Source organism: Robertmurraya sp., from assembly GCF_036676585.1.
GTDB lineage: Bacteria > Bacillota > Bacilli > Bacillales > Cytobacillaceae > Robertmurraya_A.
Window position 1 is genome coordinate 1 of sequence record NZ_JAKFCQ010000087.1, and the last position, 20,766, is coordinate 20,766.

Consider the following 20,766-nt stretch of genomic DNA (forward strand, 5'->3'; position numbering starts at 1 on the left):
TAAAGATACATACTCTTCATCATCGGTGTTTCCATAGCTGGTTTGTTCATTTACCAATTGAAAATTCCTAGCTTCATAAAAAGGAATGCCCTTTTCGTTTCCTTTTGCAACAGAAACCCATTGTTTTCTAGACCCTTTCTTTTGTTGAATTTCTGTTAAAGCTTGTAGGAGCTTGGTTCCAATTCCTTCTCCTCGTCGATTAGGGTCTAAATAAAGGACAAAAACCTCACTTTGGTCTTTATCGATCAGTCCCCCACCAATTGCTCCAACTACCACACCATCATCTATAGCTACAAAATAGCCATTCCAGCCATCACTAATATGTAAAACTTCTTCTTCCACTCTTTTATTATTATAAAAATCACCTATAATTCGCTCAATATACTCTTTAGTATGGGTGTCTTTATAGGTATCTCGATACCCTTCCGAACAAACCTGGATTATTCCATTAATGTGATTCGCGTCCGCTTGTTTGATTTCTATCACCATCTCACTCCCCTTCTTTTGTAACTCTTCTACAAAATAGTTCACTATTCCTGCACGTTAGTTTTCTCATGTTACTATCTTAAAATAAAATTTATATATTCTGAAAAAGTGCATAAGTCTTGATTTCAAAATATATTCGTATTATGATTGACAGGTCAATAATTGATACCTCAATGATTTTATTTTGGTAATGGAGGCTTGGAAATGACTCATTCCATACCCGATCAGGAGCATATTTTGTTTTTGCTAAAAGAGCTTAGTAATCAAATGGGCCCGAAGTTTGAGCGTAATACTCAGATTAGCTTATCCAGATATGAATTGTTACATCAATTGTATCAGGTGGATGAGATCAAACAGTCTTCCTTGCAAAAGGTGGTCAATATTGATCATGCAGCCATCACAAGACACTTGAAACAGTTGGAATCGGAAGGAATGGTTTCAAGGCGAAGAAATCCGTCTGACAATCGAGAAACATTTGTCCAACTTACTAATGAAGGACGCGAACGCATACTTACGTGCCAATCAGATAAGCTAAGCTTTATCAATCAAATGTTTCATGATTTTTCGGAGGAAGAATTACGTTCATTAGTAACCATGCTAATCCGGATTCAAACAAACATAAAAGAATATTAAAAAAAGGAAAGTGATCACAACATGAAAAATACGGATTTTAAAGAAATTTTACACGGACGTCGTTCGGTAAAAACTTATGACCCTAATGTAAAAATCAGCCGTGAGGAAATGACAGAAATTTTAACAGAAGCAACTACTGCTCCGTCTTCGATCAATATGCAGCCATGGAGATTTGTTGTTGTGGATACTCCTGAAGGAAAAGAAAAAATGTTGAAGCTTGCTCAATTTAATTCTTCACAAGTATCGACATCTGCTGCAGTAATTGCTGTATTTGGTGATATGAACAGTATCGAGTATGCGGAAGAAATTTATGGAAAACAAGTGGAACACGGTTTTATGCCGGAAGATATCAAGGAGAAGCTTTTAGCTATGTACGCTCCTCTTTATAAAAACATGCCAGACCAATCAATGAAAGAATTGGTATTAGTGGATGCTAGTCTTGTATCCATGCAAATTATGCTCGTTGCCCGTGCACACGGATATGACACAAACCCAATCGGTGGTTTTGATAGAGAATTGATAGCTGAAGCATTCGATTTAGATAAAGATCGCTATGTTCCTGTTATGCTTATTTCGATTGGAAAAGCAGCCGTTGAAGGTCGCCCTTCTTATCGTTTACCAGTTGATACAGTTACTACTTGGAAGTAGTTTTTTGACACCAAATCTTTAATGGGTTTGGTGTTTTTTGTTTTGACAATAAAACCGTCCAGACGGTACAATAAATGTAATCAATACTGTATAAGGAGAGAGACGATGGAATCAAAAGCGAGTCAAAAGTGCCGGCTGATCTTACAAACTGCTATTCAAATCATACTTGAAAATGACTTTAATGCCCTCACGTTAGACGCGGTGGCAAAACAAGCGGGCATTAGTAAAGGCGGATTGTTATATCACTTTCCAAATAAAGAAAGTTTAATTAAGGGGTTAGCTCAATTTGTGTTCGAGGAGCTTTATGTAAACTTTGATCAATTTGCTGAAAAAGATTCGTTGGAGTCAGGGAAATGGACTCGTGCCTTAATCGAAGCTTCTAAAACAGATTTGGAGCAGAATGCAGAGTTAAATGTTGGAATCTTTGCAGCGTCTTACCTAGATCCTGATTTAGCAAATGACATTTCAAAGGGTTATCAGTCGATTCTAACGAAATTAGAAAACGACGGTATCGATCGAGTGACGGCTACCATTATTCGCTTGGCATTAGACGGTCTTTATTATTCAAAAATGCTAAATATTGCTCCATTAGAAAAAGAGAGGCAAGATGAAGTGTTTCAACAGTTATTTGCGATGACGGAAAAGAAGGAGTAACCACTATGAATGCGTATGTTCTTTTGATCGTTTCGATCCTCTGTGAAGTGTTTGGCAGCTCTATGCTCAAAGCGACAAATGGATTTAAAAAGCTCTTCCCAACTCTTGGGCTCGTGATTGGTTATGGATTGGCTTTTTATTGCTTATCCCTTTCACTACAAACCTTATCACTCGGTGTGGCCTACGCCGTTTGGGCAGGTTTAGGTACTGCCCTTACCGCACTTGTTGGTGTCTTTATTTACAAGGAACATTTTAATAGGAAAAAAGCATGGGGCATACTGCTCATTATCGGTGGAGTGATACTATTAAATATAGGAGGAGCTCATTCATGAAAGGTTATCTGTTTTTATCCATATCCATTATTTCTGAATTAGTGGCTACTTCCTTGCTTAAACTGTCTGATGGAATGAGTGTCTTGCTCCCTTCACTGGGTGTTGCTGTCGGTTATGGTCTAGCATTCTATTTTTTATCTTTATCATTAAAAACGATTCCACTCAGTTTGGCCTATGCGATTTGGTCTGGTGTAGGGACCGCTTTGACTGCCTTGATTGGTGTGGTTTTTTGGGGTGAAGTTCTTACGATCCTTATGTTAGTAGGAATTGTTTTTATTATTGGCGGGGTTGTTCTGTTAAATTCTTCGAAAGAGACGGAAGAGTTTCAAGATCAAATGAATACAAGTATAGGGCTGGACAGATAATCGCTCCAGCCCTACATTTTTTATCTTTCTCTTATTCCCTTCCCTCTCAGTCTAGCACCGACAATGGATTCCACAATTCTTGATTGTATGTCTTTCTTTTTATTGTTGGGATCAACGTACACATTTAGTGACTTGGCTAGCTTTATTAAGTTTACTTTGGTTTTAAGGGTACCATGGTTATTAATAAATGATTTTCCATCCTTGATCGTTTCTATTTTTTCAAGCTGTTGCTGGATATTTTGGAACTCTATTGACTCCTCTGGAACTTTTACTTTTGATTTCCCAAAATGAGCGGCTATTTTATTCGTTAGTAAAGCTTTTGTATCCGTTGATTTCGTAGGAATTTGAAAGTATCTACAAATGGATATGAGTGACTTTTTCGTATGAGTTTTAAAATGCTGTTCAATGTCTTTTAAATTTTCTGCTTTATGAATCTCTTCTATAATTTCTTCATAAGGATGGCTTTGGGTTGAAAGTTCTGTATATTGGAGGGTTGCTTTACCTGTACTGAGCTTTTCAACCTGGTCCTCAGACAAATGCTTCATGGTATCTAACATCAACTGAAGTATTTCTTCAACATTTTTTTTCGACATATTCTCCTCCTATAAATTAGCCAGTTGCTGTACTTCTATCGCAAGATTTTGAATTTCTTTTATCACATCTTCTTGCTGCCTTGTGACCTTCTTTAACACCACTGGTATGCCTGACTCAGGTGCATCCGCATACAGTGTTTTATTTTCACGCAGATAAGATGTAAATATATGAAAATCATTTCTCACTTGTCTCATGTATTCTTGTTGAATGGTAATCGGTTTTTTCCCATTGGTGGAAATCATCGTAAAAACCACGCCGAGCATTTCTGGTGAAATCTCAGTCAACTGGTTAGCGTCCCCTTGGCGAAGATGGTGATTATATTTATCTTTTAAAATATGGATATGCCGTATAAGAGTATGAATTCCAAGGGTGGATAAATAATCTGCTTTCGCAGGGACTATGTAATAATCGCTCGCCACCATCGCGTTCTGCGTTACAATATTAAAATTCGGGGGGCAATCAATTAAGATCACATCATACTCCTCTCTGAGAGAATCTAGATTTCTTTTTAAAAGAGATAACACACGTAAATAATTCCCGCGAATCGCCCGATCCGTCGGTCCACCAAGCCTACTTGATAACTCCATATCCACATGAATTAATTCTAAGTGAGAACAAATGAGATCTATTTTTCCATCTTGATTAAAAAAAGTATGAAGCTTGTTGTTGACTTGATAAGGAGAAATAATGGAATTTCTCAAGGGAGCGTTCGTGTTGTGATCTAAAAATTCATCATACCAGTCCTTGATCGTTCGTTTCTGATGGTCCAAATTCCGCCACTCTTCAAAACTTACAAAAGAAAGCGTTAAATTTGCTTGCGGATCTAAATCAATTAGTAGAACTCTCTTTCCCTGATGTGCTAGTTCCGCCGCTATGTTTGACGTAACCGTTGTCTTCCCTACCCCACCCTTATAATTCATGACTGAAATTATCCCAAATTCATCGCCCCCTGTGGCCCGTTCGTTGTCTCACAGTTTATGTATATGCGTGGGGGTTTTTCTACATGTAAAAAAGACCTAACCTTTCATTGGTTAAGTCCCTTGATAACCATTTTCAGAGCTGGGCATATCCTTTGGTTTAAAAGTCCAATTCACAAAGAAAATGCCTAGTAAAATAAAACCACCCATTACCCAGACATCAACCCTTTCTTTCTCCGGTATAACGGTGGAACGATTGTAAGGGTTTCCTCGATTCCATAAATATCTTCTATATATGGGACCATCTGTTTTAGCTGGTCGTTTAACTGAGATAGTAATTGCTTACGTCGCTCGATTTCATCGCTGTCTGCGCTGTCCATCCAGGTGGATGCTCGTACCCATGAGCGCATGAGTCGGTCCAATTCTTCGACATTTTGATAAATCGCAGACAACGAGTATTTAAGTTGTTTTTTTGCGAGCGGGGATTGTTGCAAGGTTGATAGCGTTGAGAATAATACCGTGTTTGCACCATTCAGCAGAGGGGTCATTTGTTGTTCTATAGGGGTATGACTAACCGGAAATTCTTTGAGCAATTCTTGAATCATTCGATAGCTTTTCCACACATGCTTTAACATGTAAACACCCTCCTAATATTGACTACTCGTCTGAATGACTATCTAATTCTTTCATTGTATGTTTGGGACAATCATTCTTATGTCAATGAAGGGATACAAAAAGAGCGTATCCCTTCAGATACGCTCCACAAAACATCTCTTATTTACTGATAAACATTTGCGTCCAGTAGTTCCCAGACTCTACATATCCCACACCAATGTAGTTAAAGTTTGCACTTAAGATATTTTTACGATGGCCTTCACTATTCATCCATGCTTGTACAACTTCTTCTGGAGTTCTTTGTCCCATCGCAATGTTTTCACCTGCATATTGATAAGAAATTCCAAACTGCTTCATCATATCAAAAGGCGAACCGTACGTTGGGCTTGTATGACTGAAATAGCCATTCTTTGACATATCCAGTGACTTTTCGCGAGCTACTTTACTTAAAGCCGTATCAACTTTTAAAGCAGCTAAACCGTTTTTCGCACGCTCTTGGTTCGTCAGATCAACTACTTTTTGTTCATACGCACTTAATGCGCTTGTTGTTTGAGTGGTTTGAGTTGGTTCTGTTGTTGTAGTTGGTTGGGTTGTTGTTTCTGTTGGTTGTTGCGTCTGAGCTGTTGGTTGAGTTGGCTGTTGCGTCTCAGTCGTTGTTGTTGTATTTGTATTGAAATTGATTCCTAGATTAGCAAAATACTTTTGTAGATAACTATTTAATTCATTTAAATTGGAGCCCTGGTACACGTATACCTTCTGTTGAACGGTCGTCGTGTTTTCAGCAGCACTTGCTTTTTCTGCCATTGGACTTGCTACGGCTAATGCTGCCGCTGCAGCCACTGTAAGAATGACTTTTTTCTTCATCATGTGTTCTTCCTCCTAAAATCAATTGGTCGTTCATGACAAATTCATCGTATCATACGATTTTTGTCATATTTCAGGAAGGAATTTACAGTTCTAACTAGTACCTTCTAAAAACTCGCTAGTAAAACTTCGTTGGTCTTTTCCGTATAAAGGATTTATCGCTTTAAAAAAGGTTGTTACCATATTTCTATAAATCTACTATTTTTTTCAAGTTGCACCAATAATTATAGTAAAAATGGATATTGACAGGTTTTATTTGTTAGTAGTTGTATAACAAATATTTCAATATAATTTCTAACTTTACGAAAAAACTTGTTATGATTAACGAGCTTCAGGATAGAACTATTGAAAGCACAAAACGATGACCCGATAAGGTGTAGTTTGAGCAGGAATACTCATAGTGGAAGGTCCATAGACGACAATTAAATCTCGATTCGCAGGGATTCTTGAAAAAGGTTGACCATTCGTTAATAAGATTGGCGTATAAGGCGAAAGATTTAACTGCAATTGTCCATCGCTACTCACCAACTGATTATTAAAATAATCTACTTTGACATTTCGATTTGTTGCTTCTTTCACCATAACCAGTGTCTGATACTGTGGAGGATAAATAAGAATAGTTGGTGCATTTCCATCATAATAACCCGTTACACGATCTCCAACGGCCACTACGGCCTGATCAACGAAATACGTGCTTGGAGTAACGACGAAATTTACAACTGCTCCCGTTTCATTCACAACCGAAATGAATTTATTACATCCTGCTGTTTCCCCATTTTGCCCAGTGTTAAAATCACTAATCATAGTAACGGTACCTTGGAAAGAATAAAAATTAATCATATTCATAACCTCCATTGAAAAATAGCACATGATGAACAAGTACCCTACACAACAATACTGTGACTTCGATAAAACATTTTCTACCTATGTTTATGAATGACGAATGAAGAAGATGTATATTTAAAAGGTTGAATCCCCTCTAATAAAAAAGCTGTTAAACAAAATCCAAATGTGTAACAGCTTTTTTCCTTTTCTTATGATTCATAGACTTTCGTTGCTTCATATTGAAAGTCAATCAATTGGTAATTTTGTCTTTGATACATTTCTCTTGGCGTATCGCTACCTTCCGCCACTAAAATAACCGTTTTATCTGAATAATGTTCCATGACGTATTTTTGTAACCTACTACCGATCCCTTTTCGTTGATAATCAGGTTTTACCGAAAAATCATCGATTTCAACTGTGCCTTCAGATAGAATTAAATGTACAGAACCGACTGGTATTCCTTTGTAATAAGCCAGCAACTGGACGATTTTAGGATCTTCAAAGAATCGCTTATACAATGCAATCTTTTCCACAGCAAAGTTCGTTCCAAATTGAATATCCTGCTGGTACTGTAAGGATAAAAAGTCTTCACAGTTAGCGTCATTTACCGGTTGAATGCTGATATCTGGGTGAGATTCCACGCGTGGAAACAAGCTTGGCTGTATTGTGTATAATTCCATTTTTTCTACTTCAAATCCATTTTCAGTTAAAACGGCCTTTATGTGATCAGGGATTTCTCCCCCAGCTGGAAAATAAAACTTCACATGCTTTTGGCCATTTTTTACATGAAAATCTCGTAAATATTTTATATCACGTAATAACTCTTCCTTTGATACCCATGCTTTGTATTCTATAAAATTACTATTATATCTTGATAGCATTTCTGGATAGTGGAAATGCGTGAATGTTTCTGTTTCGTGTATATTATGACCTACTTTATGAATATCATTGAACGTGATTGGTGTCATAAAAGCCTCTCCCTATGTAAAAAAGTATATATTTTAATTATACAATGTTCCCAGAATCCTTATATATTCGGAAAGGAGAAAAGTTATGAATTTTACACTTGAAGAAGCGATTGAGGTATTGGAAAAAACACCCCACACCCTAGAAACGTTCCTTGTTGGTTTATCGGAGGGCTGGCTCGAAAGTTGTGAAGGTGAAGGAACATGGAATGCCGTAGAAGTCATTGATCATCTGATTGATGGAGAAAAAACAAATTGGATTCCTCGTTTACAAATGATCCTAGAAGACGGTAAAAGCAAACCCTTTCCCCCTTTTGACCGCTTTGCCCACTTAGACCAAAAGTCTGAGCAAAGTTTGAAGGAAAAGTTTACACAGTATAAAAGATTGAGAGAGCAAAATATCAAAAAGCTGAAAGAATTGGTTGGTCCAGAGGAACATCTTGAATTAACTGGCATCCATCCTGCTTTTGGTGTGGTAAAGGTAAGAGAGTTGATTTCCACATGGGTCGTACATGATCTAACCCATATGGCACAAATTGTACGTGTGATGGCCAAACGATACCAAACCGATGTTGGTCCGTGGAAGGAATATTTAGGGATTTTGAGAAAGTAATTCACTGTTGATCTTCATTATTAGGTAATACGACTCTTGCTAATTTAAAATTTATTTTAATTTTCTGAATATAATAAAAAAATACTTGTAAACACAAAAAATTGCTATACATCAGCCCTTATCCTATCGTCCTCTTCATGATAACCTTTAATTTGTAAGGGCTTACATACAATCTGATAGAGGAGGGATCATCTTTTTTCCTAATGTAGTGTTTCTGTGCCCATACTTGTTAACACAAAGGAGGAAAAAGAAGAACATGTTAAAAACAATGAAAAAACGTGTAAAATCCGCTATGATGGTAACTTTTGCTGCTGCCATGACCTTTTCATTCACTCTTGATGCATCCGCTGCTAACCAATTAGACACAAACTCGTCCACTTATCGAACGGTCACAGAAATTGAAGACTGGGGCGCCGCTATTACAAAGGTCATCGTCGATCTTAACACCCCTATCCCCCAGAATTCGGTGACAAAAGATACGTTTAACGTTCATGTGAAAAGAAGTGACGACAGATTGGCCAATCCATTTTTAGAGGAAGGAAATCGAAAGGTTACCAAAGCTTATGTTTCTGATGCAAATGGAAACCCTGCTGTGAGAGGAAAATATGTTGTATTAGAAATGGAGATAGGACCAACTGTAACATTAGGATCTGCTCTGAATTATTATCGATTTAACGACTGGGTTGATAGTGAATATACAATTACGCAAGTGAAGGATATTGTATACAATTCAGGAAAGATTTCAGGATTAGTTGTAACTTCAAGTGATGGAGGAACGAGAGAGTTAGTTGACGATTTCTCATCTGGAAGTTTCACGCATGAAGATACGACTTTAACTTATGCAAACTATGAACCTCAAAAAACTAAAGGACAAGAAAAGAATCCACTAGTCATTTGGCTGCACGGTGGCGGTGAAGGTGGTACAGATACAACCATCCCTCTTTCAGCTAATAAAGCTACTGCCTTTGCTTCAGAAGAAATCCAGGCCTACTTTGATGGCGCTCATGTATTAGCACCTCAAACACCAACTAGATGGATGCAAGGTGTTACTGGCTCTGCTGATGGAACATCCATTTATCAAGAGGCTCTTATGGCTTTAATTGAAGATTATGTGGCCAATCATAAAGATGTGGATCCAGATCGCATCTATATTGGCGGAGCTTCGAACGGCGGATATATGACCATGCTCATGGTTCGTGATTATCCAGGATACTTTGCAGCTGCCTACCCTGTCTGTGAAGGATTAAATGATTCGTTAATTTCGGATGATGATATTCAGGCTCTGAAACAAACGCCAATTTGGTTTGTACACGCGAAAAATGACACTACTCTTCGACCTGAACAAAACACTATACCAACTTATAACCGTTTACTTGATGCCGGAGCTACCAATGTTCATTTGTCATTGTTTGATGATGTCCGTGATACGTCAGGATTATATAAAAACGCAGATGGTACTCCATACCAATACCCTGGACATTGGTCTTGGATCTATGTTTACAACAACGTACCAACTACGATGATCGACGGGAAAACAACTACCATTATGGAATGGATGGCTGCTCAGTCGAAATAATATTTTAGAAGAAAAATGCATTCTATTTAAAGAGTGCATTTTTCTTTTACCATTAGGAGTTCTCCTATCCTTATTCTTTCCCCACTTGTTATTACATATAAGTCGATAAATCCTAGATAACAAAGTTATTTATTTCTTACTTGTCAGTGAGTTAATCAAGCACCATTAAACTTCTTTAAATATATATTATTCATTATATGTTTGATTTGAGGTGCACTTATGACAATAAGAAAAGGAAACGCAATAGAAACTGACTATATTCTTAGGCTTTCAGGAACTGTGCTTAACGAGAGCTCTATGGGGTATTTACCTAATAGTTTTGAAAATTCTTATACCATGTTTTTCCCAGTTATTCATAACGGGGGCTATTATTTGATTGAAGAGGAGAACAGGATTCTAAAAGGCTGGATTTTGTTAACGATAGATTGGAATCAGTTGACAGGTAAGGCAATCGGACATATTGACCAGTTATATGTATTTCCTTTTTATAGAAAGACAGGTATAGGTAAAAATTTAATGAAAGCAGCCATCCAAAACTTTTATGAGCAAGAAATACAAACTATTCAGCTCAATGTATTCACCGGAAATCCAGCTAAAGCATTGTATAAATCACTGGGGTTTAAAAAAATCTCAACCATTATGGAATTAAATTTATAGGAATAAACGAGTGAAGCATGGTAAAAACTCCTTCATAAGTGAACTTTCTATAAGTATATTGTGATTCTCGGAGATTTGTCTTGATATAATCTGCACGATATGTGCAAATCAATCAACGGACCCGTTGAACCAACTAGATAAAAATAGAGCATTAATCCTTCTTAGATTAATGCCCCTTAGGGTTTGTGTTATATGTTAGCTTTCAAAACCGTTCAACAACTTTCAAACTAGTTTTTCGCTTGGTTTTAGATTATATCCTTTAGTGTAATGTCTCCCTTCACCAATCGTTTGAATGATATTAACGAACTCTAGCCTTGCGGAAACCATCAACCACACTGATAGCCGCAGATAAGATAAAGAAAAATATCCCACCACCAACCATCCACGCTCTAAAATGATTTGCACTAATAGTAAAGATATCTGTCATGAATATAATAAACTCTTGGTTTAGTAGATTGGGAGTGATGACGATAACAATAAAAACAAAAGTGGCATAAACCTGGAGGATCGTATTGAATATAGACATTTTTTTCGTCCATTGACCCTTAATTAATTTATACAGGGATAATCCGATTTCTAATAGGATCACCATTCCGACGATTAACCAATACTGTAGCAATATTTCTTGATTCAAGGCTGGAGTCACAAATTCTAGTCCGTCCTCATCCCCTACATATACACCAACCAGATGATTCGCATAAAAGTATAGTGTCGCCCAGATTGCCGTCCATAATAATCCTCCAAATACTTCACACTTGGATATGGCTTTCTTCTTAGGGATATAAGGGATACTTTTCAAATCATCAGGAGTCCATTTTTGAAGGCTTGCTGTTAATGGATGGTCATCTTTTCCTTTATCCACTCTTTCTAAAATGGCAAACACGATGGTTAACCAAAAGAATGTTTGAATGGCTACCTCAAGAATTCTCCCTATTCCATAACCAACAATATCTAATACTACATTTATGATTGCTTCCTCGCCATTATATCCTGTAAAATATTCTGCAATCATTGAGATGAAAGAAATGACAGCGGCAATGGGCAAAATCATTTTTAATAACGTAACATATACATCAAAATGACGTGGACCAATTAAGTACATGGGGCGATCACGATAACCATTAGCTAAAGAGACTGGACTCCCCAGTTTTTCAAGTGCCACCTTTACATCTTCTTCACTATAGTCATCAGATAGCATATCTTCAATAGTCGACCGTAACTCAAGTGCGATATCCTCACGATTTTTCTCAGGAAGCCTCCGAGTAACTTCTTGAATATACACCTCAATTAAATTCATCATCTTCCTCCTTTAATATGCGATAAAGCTGTTTAGTATTCTTCATCCATTCCTTTTTCAACTGTAGAAATACTTCTAACCCATATTCACTTAATACATAATACTTCCGTGGTCGACTCTCAGTAGTATCCCAACTACTTGTTACCAACTCTTGTTTTTCTAATCTGCGAAGCAATGGATATAAGGTACTTTGATCAATAGAAACCCCAGATTCCTCCAATAATTGTACAAGTGAATATCCATATTGGGCGGTTCTCAACTGACTTAAAACCGCAAGTGTCAATGTTCCTCTCCTAAGCTCTGTTGTTAATGAATTCAATAAATCACTCATTCACCCACCTCATTTTTATTACTATATGTCATACAGTATATGTTTTATACTATGTATCGTACAGTATTATCGTTACAACAACAATTGAAATTGAACTCCTAAATTTGAAAAAAGATATTTGATAAACGTAAAGGAGATACCATTGAGGTACCTGCTCTTCTAAAGAGAAATAAACAATTCTTATAAGATAATAAAAGACATCTCTGTTAATTGGCCAAATTCCTTGAAGCTATTATTTCAATCTTCAACTAAAAATGAATGTTTGAGATCTTTGCTATTGAAATTCTAACTTTATCCTCCAGATCATATGATGTACACCTTTCCTCCAATAATCTTCTAACAAAAAATTTGGTGCTCCATATTTCTTTTTCCAAATTTTTTGTGCACTTGTATATCCAGAATCTAAACAAAACTCTTCGATTCCATGATTCCTTAGAGCTACGTACATCTTAATTAATAACTTATTACCAATTCCCTGTCTTTGATAATCTGGATGAACAAAAACTGTCCCCACTTCATTCAGATCCTTTAAAACATCGTTTGTACATTGTTTGATAAGCTCACTTGTTGGACCATACTCAATGGTTCCAACGATTTTATTTCCATATAAAGCAATGAGGAAATACCTATCTTTACCGCCACTTTCTAAGTCTTTCCTTAAATAATCCTTCTTTGTTGTTATTTCCTGTTCAATATCATCCAATAAGTCTCCGATACCTTCTTTTATAAACGTATCCATTATGACCCTTCTAAAAAACTCATGTAATTCAAGTACATCTGAAGGTTTTGGTCTTCGAATCTCAACATTCCCTATGATCATTGTGGAATTCTTCTCCATATTCTCTTTACTTCCTTTAGTTCTCTACCTTCAAAAGTTAATTTATAAATATCAGGCATATCAAGTTCTTTCCAGAAGGTAAAATCGTATTGATGATTAAAATAATTCATGATTAATACCATAATATTCCCGTGAATACCAATCACGATATTTTTATTTTTATATTTATCCAAAATCTGGTAAATACCCTTTATACCACGTTGTTGTGCAAAGAAATTAGACTCGCCACCCTCCCATGAAAAGTTGTAGTCCTCCCATACCTTTGTGATGGCATTGGTAAAGTTTTCAGCAGGAGATGTAGTTAATAGACGTTCTTTACATTCTTCTACTATCTCAATCTTTTTATGAAAAAAATCTGCCGTCCCCTGCACGGTTTGAAAGGCTCGTTTATACGGGCTTGAAACGACCACATCGATGTTCTCTTCTTTTAATAACTCAGTGACCCTTAAAGCATCCAGATAGCCCTTTTCAGATAAAGGCCTTTCCATTTCATCAGGTGAATAGGTAGAGTGAGCGTGTCTCACAAAATATATATTTGTCATCAAATCTCTCCCTAGCAAATTATATAAAATGTAAAAATATGCCAAAATAAGTATATCGCAGGTTGGAAGGGGTGGCACTCAATGGAAATATATTTTTTTCTAAAAGTTATATTACTTATCTTTATAGGGAGTTCTCTACTAATCACCTTGCTTATGATGGGACCATTTAAACAGAAAAAACTCGTTAATGGATTTACGATTGTCTTGTTTAGTGGCATTACATTATTGGTGTCAACAATCACTGGAATCATTGGTGGGTATTTAGCAGATGGAATATATTCAGGTGGTGATCCTTATATTATGTACTTATTTTTTTTCCTTTTTCTTTTAATAATCTTGAATCTAATGATTTATAGAACCGCAACCCGCCATAATTTTTACACGAAAAAAGCTCAAAGATAATCTCTGAGCGTTTTTCAAATATATACAAATATATCCTTAATTTCTCGGAAAACCAGTTTCATACTGCTTCGGTAATGCTACTTCCTTCTTTAATACCGTTGCTGCTTCGAGTGCCCAATAAGGATTTCTAAGCATTCCTCTTCCAACCGCGACAAGATCGGCGTCTTCATTTCCAATTACGGAGTTTGCAAGAGATGGTTCATCTAAACGACCAACGGCAATAACGGGAACATTTAGTTCTTCTTTGATTGCTCTAGCTAGCGGTACTTGATACGCCACATGTGTACCAGGTTTACCGGCAGCAGCGATTGGTCCTTCTCCACCCGCACTTACGTGGAACATATCTACTCCCGCTTGCTGGAATACTCTTGAGAACTCGATGCTTTCGTTAATACCATATCCACCTTCCACATACTCTCTAGCAGAGATTCGCATGATTAAAGGCATATCTTCAGGCATTTCGCTTTTTGCAGCTTCTATGACTTCACGGCCAAACTTGGTTAGCTCTTGACCATATTCATCGGTTCTTTTATTCGTGAATGGAGAGGTGAATTGGTGAATCAAATATCCATGTGCCCCGTGAAGTTCAATCACGTCAACCCCCGCCTGAACAGCACGTCGAACGGCTAGACGGAATTTTTCAACCATTTCTTTTACTTCCACGTTGGAAAGTTCTCTTGGTGTTTTTGAATTCCCATCAAACGGAATAGCAGATGGTGCAACGGGTTCAGCTGCATCCTGCGCTTTACGTCCAGCATGCGCAATTTGGATGCCTACCTTTGCCCCGTGCTGATGACAAGCTTCCACAATGCGAGCAAGTGCAGGGATTTGTTCGTCAGACCATAATCCTAAATCGTAATCACTAATGCGGCCGTCTGGCTCTACGTCTGTCATTTCAATAATGATTAGGCTGGCACCACCAATGGCGCGGCTTACATAATGCACATAATGCCAATCTGTAGCAATTCCATCCTTATTCGTAACAGAATATTGGCACATAGGTGGCATTACGACACGGTTTTTTAATGATAATCCTTTGATTTCATAAGGGGTGAATAAATGATTCATCGTTAAACTCCTTTTTGGTGCAGGGCACGTTTTTTATTAAAGATGTTTAGATATTACCTCTACTAGATTTTCCTTAGGTTGGAATCCTATAACCTTTTCGACCACTTCCCCGTCTTTAAATAAAAGCAGGGTTGGAATACTCATGACTCCAAATTCACCTGTTGTGACTTGGTTATCGTCTACATTTAGTTTAGCAATTTTTACTTGGTCTCCCATTTCTTCGTTGATTTCTTCTAGAACAGGCGCAATCATTTTACATGGTCCACACCAAGGTGCCCAGAAGTCAACAAGGACTAACCCGTTGCTTATTTCATTTTTAAACGTATCATCAGTAATGTTCACAATGCTCATGTTTATCCCTCTTTCTTTATATGTTCTGTCTTTTTTCTATGCGATTGTTCGCTGGTTTATTAATCATTTGCGCTTCAAGTTTGGTTGGCTTCGTTAACAAGGAGGTAAGTTCCATAAACCATTCTTTGTCCTTGATCAAAAGGGCAATATCAATTAATGCAAGGATTGAATCCTTGGAATAGGTTGCGGATGTTTCTAAGCGTCTCATTTTAATAGAATTCGCTGAGATCACCTTTCCCTCCATCTCTTCATTGTCACTCTTGATGACTCTGACTTTCATGTTCTGTGAGAATGGTTCATCGCTTTGAATATAGCCATGAAACAACTCCCCGTAGTTTGTTTTCCCTCTTACCCAATCTCCCACTTGGAAAGGTTTCATCACGTTGCACCACCTTAACTGTAATGTTTTATTTTACATTTTACCTAGTGATTAATGCTGGTGAAATCCTGTTGATGGATTCGTAATCATAAATTCTTCTTTTGGTAAAAAGAAATATTGAATCCATACGCCATCTAAAAAGCTTTCACGACGATCTAACAGAATTTCAATATCTTTGTCTGTTTTTACAATTTCATCATGCTCGGTTGGTGTATCAAGCTTTAGGTCAAAGTGTGCGTGATTCACATGATTTTCTGTCACGTATACACGAACCATCTTTCCTTGAGCCTCTTCACTTTCCAACATTTTCTTTAAAACCTTCGCTGCATTACGATTGATTTTCACTTTCATGGGTAGGTCTCCTTTTTCATCTGTAATGATTTTTATTACATTTATTCGAAAAAGAAACGAGCTAATTATGTTTCTTTTTGTTTCACTAATTCAACTACTTCTTTTATTGTGTATTCTTTCAAATATACACCTAGATGTTCTTCTGCTCCCATAAAGATGGAGAATAGAACGCTTTTCATATTCGCTCCTACAATGCACTGACCGTTAGACTCTGTACATTTTGGCTGGAGAGCACCTTCAGATGTGATTTGATAAATATCCCAAAGATTAACCTGATCCAAGTCCAAGGCAAAAATAAATCCGCCACCTGTACCTTCTTTTGATGTGATAAAGCCATTCTTCTTTAACAAGCTAAGCACTTTGCGAATACGAACGGGATGTACTCCTGCACTCTCCGCGATGTACTCACTGGTTGACATTCGGTCCGGCTGCAACGCCAGAAGAGTTAAACTGTGAATCGCAAGGGTGAAATCACTATTCATGGGTTGCCTCCTACGAATTGTTTTTCTTACTGTAATAATATTCGTTACAGTAAAACATGTCAAGTGCAAAAACCTATTCCCACAAAACATTCATTGCCTATTTATTTTTTATCTCCTCAAAATTCTTGCCTGTAACAAGGAAATAACCAATTAGAAATATCAAGAAATGAATAGGAAATGAATACAGATGGTTCCAATTTATTGATTGATAAAATCCTAAGTATTCAAAAAAAGGTTCACCAATAAATGAGCTAAAAAACGAATAGAGCATGGCTTTTAAAATTGGAGAGATATTGGGTTTTATTTGCACAAGAACAAGGAAAGTAATAGGAAGAAGACTTAAATCCCATGGGACGAAAGATGGAAGGAACGGAACAGGTTCATATCTGTAATCCCAAAAACCTAGTTCTGTTCCATAAGAGTCTAGGAGCGTTGAAATGAACATAATAAAAAATCCCCCGAGTAATAAACGATTCGTGGACTCTTTTTTTCTATATTTCCACCATAATACCCATGGAATGATCGAAAGTATGATACAAAGCCACCATTGCCAGGATAAAAACACATATTCAAACCAAATATCATGGTCCTTTTGGTCAGCCTTAACTAAATCCTTATAAACAGTATCTATCTTTTTAGCAGCTTCTTTTGGAATAATCATGATTTTGTTCCTTCTATTAGAATTCCTAAATAGTTTTTTTACCATATTAAAGATATATTTTTTCCAAAGGTATTGGTAATTATCCTATAGTCCGCTGATCCCAGTGTAGCTTTGTTTCCATTTGTTGTTTTTCTTACCTCTACGTGTAGTATGATACTGGTAGTTAGTCTTTCCTCTATCGGCATTTAGTTTCCGGTCAGGAATTTGTTATAAGATTCCATTCTAATTCATTTATTTTTTTATAAAATTAGTCTATAATAAGGATAGATATTCCAAATACTAAAAATAAGCGCAGTGCTCTAAACACTACGCTTACCTTGACAACGCATAATCGCAGAATGATGCGATTGGCATGAACATTAGTGTTTTCTGAGTAGAGCCCACCTGTCCGCCAAGATCAGGGTGGGTTTTACTTTTTTATTTTATCAATCAAAAGTATGATTAGAGTTACCAGCGATATCATAAACATTGCGGTATTCAAATCAACGATATTTATCACCTCCCCTACGGAAGGCTCAACCGCCCCACCCTGCCTATATGCAATTGTCTACTCTATTATACCACATCGGACAGGTCTTTTTTTCCATAGTAGGGGAATTTTAGTAGCAAAATATAGTAAACCTTAAGAATGACTTACATGTAAAAAGCCTAAATCCAAATAAGATTTAGGCTTTTTTAGCGATATCTGTTATTTATGGGCAATGGCTTCTATTTTTTGATTGCTTTTCACCAAAGAATTCACGGCACTAAACAATGCACGGATGGATGAAGTCATAATATCTGTGTCAATTCCACAGCCCCAATGGACGTTTCCAGTTTGATCTTTTATGCCAATATAAGAGACGGCATTGGATTTCGAGCCGATTTCTTGGGCATGCTGTTTGTACTCTAAATCAGCAACCTCGATCCCGAACTTCGTTTGTAGTGCATTGCTCACCGCATCCAAGCGGCCATTACCTACACCCGGAATATCCATTTCAATGCCTTCATACTTAACCGTGACGATCGTATCATAGTTTTCATTTTTAGCCGTTTTAGACTGAATGAACTGAATTGGATCAGTAATATTCACATAACCATTGATAAAGATGTTGTAAATCTCATTTGGCATAAGCTCTTTATTTTCATGATCAGAAACATTTTTGACGGCATACCCAAAGTGTTCCCGCATTTTCGGTGGAAGATCAAAGCCGTATTGCTGTTCTAGAAGATAACCAATTCCGCCTTTACCCGATTGGCTATTGATACGAATAATATCTCCCTCGTATTCTCTTCCAATATCCTTAGGATCGATGACTAAGTAAGGAACATTCCATGCTACATTTTCCTTTTCTTCCCGCCACTTAAAGCCCTTTGTAATCGCATCTTGATGGGAACCAGAGAACGCCGTAAACACAAGCTTCCCAGCATACGGATGTCTTTCATGAACCTTCATCTTTGTTAAGCGCTCATATGTTTCCATGATTTCTATGACATTTTCAAAGTTTAGCTTTGGATCCACACCGTGTGAGTAAAGGTTCAGAGCTAGTGTCACGATATCGACATTCCCTGTTCTTTCACCGTTTCCGAACAATGTTCCCTCAATTCGTTGTCCTCCTGCTAATACCGCCAATTCAGCATCGGCAATTCCGCTGCCACGGTCATTATGCGGGTGAATCGAAAGAATTACGTTGTCTCGGTAGCTTAAGTGATCACTGATGTACTCGATCTGGCTGGCATACACATGTGGCATCGAGTGAGAAACCGTTGCAGGTAGATTAATTATCACCTTGTTCTCAGCTGTTGGCTGCCACACGTCAAGGACTCGATTACAAATATCTAAGGCAAACTCCATTTCCGTTCCGGTAAAGCTCTCAGGTGAATATTGGAAAACAAACTCCCCTTCTGTTTCAGCCGCATACTTCTGTAGTAGCTTCGCACCTGTTACCGCAATATCAATGATTTCCTCTTTTGTTTTTCTAAACACCTGTTCTCTTTGAGCAACAGACGTTGAATTATATAAGTGAACAACAGCTTTTTTCACACCTTGAAGCGATTCGAACGTTTTCTTGATGATATGATCTCTTGATTGTGTTAGCACTTGGATCGTCACATCGTCTGGGATTAAGTTTTGCTCAATCAATGTACGTAAAAATGTGTACTCCGTTTCAGAGGCAGCTGGAAAGCCAACTTCAATTTCTTTGAACCCAATTTTTACGAGCAATTGGAAGTACTCTAGCTTTTCTTCAAGTGTTAACGGAACAACCAACGCTTGGTTTCCGTCCCTTAAATCCACACTACACCATAAAGGCGCTTCGGTAATGTATTCCTTCTCCATCCACTTCATACTTTTGACAGGAGGCATAAAATAACTTCTAGAGTACTTCTCAAATTTTTCCATTGTCACAACGACCTTTCTTCAGAAAATATAAAAAGCCCATCATCTCATAAGAGACGACAGGCTTTGCCTACGTGGTACCACTCTTTTTGGTTTGTTCGTTAACACAACAAACCCACTTTATGACTTGATTACGGTTGTCATCCGTTAAGGCCTACTACCACTTCAGCCTTACCACTTCTGGGCGAGTTGGGGGATTTATTGACTGTCTTTCACCAACCGACAGCTCTCTAAACAATAAATGATCCTTAATGCTCCCATTCACTGTGTTTCAACTTTTTAAATTTTCTTAATTCTATTACGAGTGATGGGATAAGTCAACCGGATTTTTGAAAAATTTTCATTTGTGCAAAAATAAAGTTTATTTATAAAACTTTTACTCTCTGATAAACCAGACCTTTGAAATAAGGTTGTTATCCACCTCGTAAATGGCCATTAAGCTCACCGTTTCACCTGTTAACCCGTTGGTCGCAAACTCCCAATCAATCACTTTGTTTCCGACAATAGAGCGATTTTTAATTTCTGCGTGCATGTTCTTTTTAAAGGTTTCTGTATATCGTTCGATCAGTGCTTGCTTTCCGCTTAGTGTAACGGTGTTGTCTGGGAAAGTGTAGACAGTGATGTCATCGGAATATGTACTGGCGAAACCTTCTAGATCTCCGGCGTTGTAAAATTCAATTTGTTGTTGAACGATGTTTTCTATGGACAATGGGTTCACCTCATTAATAATAATGAACTTATTTTAACATAGTATTTCTTTGTCTTAGTTACTTAGAGCTTTTAGCAATGTAATGCTTGGTGATGAAGACGGTTTGTTTGATCTTGTCCATAATTTGAACTCCCTTTAGATTATCGAAGTTGTTCCTGTCTTAATAGGACCTTTTTTCGGACCTGGATTGGTTCTTTTCAGTGGTTTTTGTCCTAATGAGACCCTGTTTCGGAC

Annotated in this window: 28 protein-coding genes and 1 other annotated feature; of the genes, 9 read left to right on the plus strand and 19 right to left on the minus strand. The window is 37.3% G+C overall.

The annotated features are described in order from the left end of the window. Positions 1-489: GNAT family N-acetyltransferase (locus ACGLXV_RS12135; protein WP_391558802.1), on the minus strand; the 489-nt coding region annotated here is incomplete at its 3' end. A gap of 201 nt (positions 490-690) precedes the next feature. Between ACGLXV_RS12135 and ACGLXV_RS12140 the strand changes: the two genes are divergently transcribed. The 5 genes from ACGLXV_RS12140 (at position 691) to ACGLXV_RS12160 (ending at position 3,118) form a co-directional block, all read left to right on the plus strand. Continuing rightward, entirely contained in the window at positions 691-1,119 is a 429-nt protein-coding gene (locus ACGLXV_RS12140; RefSeq protein WP_391558803.1) for a MarR family winged helix-turn-helix transcriptional regulator, read from the plus strand. Positions 1,120-1,140: 21 nt separating this feature from the next. Further along, positions 1,141-1,767, plus strand: a complete 627-nt coding sequence (locus ACGLXV_RS12145) for a nitroreductase family protein (RefSeq protein WP_391558804.1) — start codon at positions 1,141-1,143, stop codon at positions 1,765-1,767. A gap of 105 nt (positions 1,768-1,872) precedes the next feature. Continuing rightward, entirely contained in the window at positions 1,873-2,421 is a 549-nt protein-coding gene (locus ACGLXV_RS12150) for a TetR/AcrR family transcriptional regulator (protein WP_391558805.1), read from the plus strand. 5 nt (positions 2,422-2,426) lie between these two features. Continuing rightward, entirely contained in the window at positions 2,427-2,753 is a 327-nt protein-coding gene (locus ACGLXV_RS12155) for a DMT family transporter (RefSeq protein WP_391558806.1), read from the plus strand. Then, on the plus strand, positions 2,750-3,118 hold the full coding sequence (locus ACGLXV_RS12160; protein WP_391558807.1) for a DMT family transporter: 369 nt from the start codon (positions 2,750-2,752) through the stop codon (positions 3,116-3,118). Before ACGLXV_RS12155 ends, ACGLXV_RS12160 begins: the two co-directional genes overlap by 4 nt. Positions 3,119-3,138: 20 nt before the next feature. Here ACGLXV_RS12160 and ACGLXV_RS12165 read toward each other — a convergent pair whose 3' ends face one another. From ACGLXV_RS12165 to ACGLXV_RS12190, 6 genes are all read right to left on the minus strand, one after another. Beyond that, positions 3,139-3,711 (minus strand): hypothetical protein, encoded by a 573-nt coding sequence (locus ACGLXV_RS12165; protein WP_391558808.1) that lies wholly within the window; start codon positions 3,709-3,711, stop codon positions 3,139-3,141. A gap of 9 nt (positions 3,712-3,720) precedes the next feature. Then, the gene (locus ACGLXV_RS12170) at positions 3,721-4,632 is read right to left on the minus strand and encodes a ParA family protein (protein WP_391558809.1); all 912 of its coding nucleotides are present in this window, start codon (positions 4,630-4,632) and stop codon (positions 3,721-3,723) included. A gap of 206 nt (positions 4,633-4,838) precedes the next feature. Beyond that, complete coding sequence (locus tag ACGLXV_RS12175; RefSeq protein ID WP_391558810.1) at positions 4,839-5,264, minus strand: hypothetical protein; 426 nt, start codon at positions 5,262-5,264, stop codon at positions 4,839-4,841. Between the two features lie 139 nt (positions 5,265-5,403). Then, positions 5,404-6,108 carry a CAP domain-containing protein gene (locus ACGLXV_RS12180; RefSeq protein ID WP_391558874.1) on the minus strand — a complete coding sequence of 235 codons (705 nt, stop codon included), beginning with the start codon at positions 6,106-6,108 and terminating at the stop codon, positions 5,404-5,406. A 342-nt stretch (positions 6,109-6,450) separates the two neighbouring features. Further along, positions 6,451-6,948 carry a hypothetical protein gene (locus tag ACGLXV_RS12185; protein WP_391558811.1) on the minus strand — a complete coding sequence of 166 codons (498 nt, stop codon included), beginning with the start codon at positions 6,946-6,948 and terminating at the stop codon, positions 6,451-6,453. Between the two features lie 194 nt (positions 6,949-7,142). Continuing rightward, entirely contained in the window at positions 7,143-7,901 is a 759-nt protein-coding gene (locus ACGLXV_RS12190; protein WP_391558812.1) for a GNAT family N-acetyltransferase, read from the minus strand. Between the two features lie 85 nt (positions 7,902-7,986). On the opposite strand from ACGLXV_RS12190, the gene ACGLXV_RS12195 reads away from it, so the two are divergent. The 3 genes from ACGLXV_RS12195 to ACGLXV_RS12205 all read left to right on the plus strand — a co-directional run bounded on the left by ACGLXV_RS12195 (position 7,987) and on the right by ACGLXV_RS12205 (position 10,744). Further along, the gene (locus ACGLXV_RS12195) at positions 7,987-8,511 is read left to right on the plus strand and encodes a DinB family protein (RefSeq protein ID WP_391558813.1); all 525 of its coding nucleotides are present in this window, start codon (positions 7,987-7,989) and stop codon (positions 8,509-8,511) included. Positions 8,512-8,767: 256 nt separating this feature from the next. Beyond that, positions 8,768-10,087 carry a prolyl oligopeptidase family serine peptidase gene (locus ACGLXV_RS12200; RefSeq protein ID WP_391558814.1) on the plus strand — a complete coding sequence of 440 codons (1,320 nt, stop codon included), beginning with the start codon at positions 8,768-8,770 and terminating at the stop codon, positions 10,085-10,087. Between the two features lie 219 nt (positions 10,088-10,306). Then, positions 10,307-10,744: a GNAT family N-acetyltransferase gene (locus tag ACGLXV_RS12205; protein ID WP_119708303.1), complete on the plus strand. Its 438-nt coding sequence runs from the start codon at positions 10,307-10,309 to the stop codon at positions 10,742-10,744. A 298-nt stretch (positions 10,745-11,042) separates the two neighbouring features. On the opposite strand, the gene ACGLXV_RS12210 is transcribed toward ACGLXV_RS12205, so the two are convergent. The 4 genes from ACGLXV_RS12210 to ACGLXV_RS12225 form a co-directional block, all read right to left on the minus strand. After that, entirely contained in the window at positions 11,043-12,041 is a 999-nt protein-coding gene (locus ACGLXV_RS12210; RefSeq protein WP_391558875.1) for an HAAS signaling domain-containing protein, read from the minus strand. Further along, on the minus strand, positions 12,028-12,372 hold the full coding sequence (locus ACGLXV_RS12215) for a PadR family transcriptional regulator (protein WP_391558815.1): 345 nt from the start codon (positions 12,370-12,372) through the stop codon (positions 12,028-12,030). Before ACGLXV_RS12215 ends, ACGLXV_RS12210 begins: the two co-directional genes overlap by 14 nt. A gap of 274 nt (positions 12,373-12,646) precedes the next feature. Next, on the minus strand, positions 12,647-13,186 hold the full coding sequence (locus tag ACGLXV_RS12220) for a GNAT family N-acetyltransferase (RefSeq protein ID WP_391558876.1): 540 nt from the start codon (positions 13,184-13,186) through the stop codon (positions 12,647-12,649). A gap of 2 nt (positions 13,187-13,188) precedes the next feature. Then, positions 13,189-13,752, minus strand: a complete 564-nt coding sequence (locus ACGLXV_RS12225) for a histidine phosphatase family protein (protein ID WP_391558816.1) — start codon at positions 13,750-13,752, stop codon at positions 13,189-13,191. A gap of 81 nt (positions 13,753-13,833) precedes the next feature. Here ACGLXV_RS12225 and ACGLXV_RS12230 point away from each other — a divergent pair, with 81 nt between their 5' ends. Next, complete coding sequence (locus ACGLXV_RS12230) at positions 13,834-14,154, plus strand: hypothetical protein (protein WP_391558817.1); 321 nt, start codon at positions 13,834-13,836, stop codon at positions 14,152-14,154. Positions 14,155-14,190: 36 nt separating this feature from the next. On the opposite strand, the gene ACGLXV_RS12235 is transcribed toward ACGLXV_RS12230, so the two are convergent. The 8 genes from ACGLXV_RS12235 to ACGLXV_RS12270 form a co-directional block, all read right to left on the minus strand. Then, positions 14,191-15,222 (minus strand): NADH:flavin oxidoreductase/NADH oxidase, encoded by a 1,032-nt coding sequence (locus ACGLXV_RS12235; RefSeq protein WP_391558818.1) that lies wholly within the window; start codon positions 15,220-15,222, stop codon positions 14,191-14,193. 36 nt (positions 15,223-15,258) lie between these two features. Continuing rightward, positions 15,259-15,573 carry a thioredoxin gene (gene trxA / locus ACGLXV_RS12240; RefSeq protein WP_119708299.1) on the minus strand — a complete coding sequence of 105 codons (315 nt, stop codon included), beginning with the start codon at positions 15,571-15,573 and terminating at the stop codon, positions 15,259-15,261. A gap of 16 nt (positions 15,574-15,589) precedes the next feature. Beyond that, positions 15,590-15,952, minus strand: coding sequence for an IDEAL domain-containing protein (locus ACGLXV_RS12245; RefSeq protein WP_391558877.1), 363 nt, complete (start codon positions 15,950-15,952; stop codon positions 15,590-15,592). A 51-nt stretch (positions 15,953-16,003) separates the two neighbouring features. Then, positions 16,004-16,303: an iron-sulfur cluster assembly accessory protein gene (locus ACGLXV_RS12250; protein ID WP_391558819.1), complete on the minus strand. Its 300-nt coding sequence runs from the start codon at positions 16,301-16,303 to the stop codon at positions 16,004-16,006. Positions 16,304-16,368: 65 nt separating this feature from the next. Next, the gene (locus ACGLXV_RS12255) at positions 16,369-16,785 is read right to left on the minus strand and encodes an RrF2 family transcriptional regulator (RefSeq protein ID WP_119708296.1); all 417 of its coding nucleotides are present in this window, start codon (positions 16,783-16,785) and stop codon (positions 16,369-16,371) included. 97 nt (positions 16,786-16,882) lie between these two features. Beyond that, complete coding sequence (locus tag ACGLXV_RS12260; RefSeq protein ID WP_391558820.1) at positions 16,883-17,446, minus strand: CBO0543 family protein; 564 nt, start codon at positions 17,444-17,446, stop codon at positions 16,883-16,885. A 688-nt stretch (positions 17,447-18,134) separates the two neighbouring features. Beyond that, entirely contained in the window at positions 18,135-19,826 is a 1,692-nt protein-coding gene (locus ACGLXV_RS12265) for a 2-isopropylmalate synthase (protein WP_391558821.1), read from the minus strand. A 46-nt stretch (positions 19,827-19,872) separates the two neighbouring features. Continuing rightward, positions 19,873-20,097, minus strand: a binding site (T-box leader). 102 nt (positions 20,098-20,199) lie between these two features. Next, positions 20,200-20,532, minus strand: a complete 333-nt coding sequence (locus ACGLXV_RS12270; protein WP_391558822.1) for a nuclear transport factor 2 family protein — start codon at positions 20,530-20,532, stop codon at positions 20,200-20,202. Between the last annotated feature and the right edge of the window lie 234 nt (positions 20,533-20,766).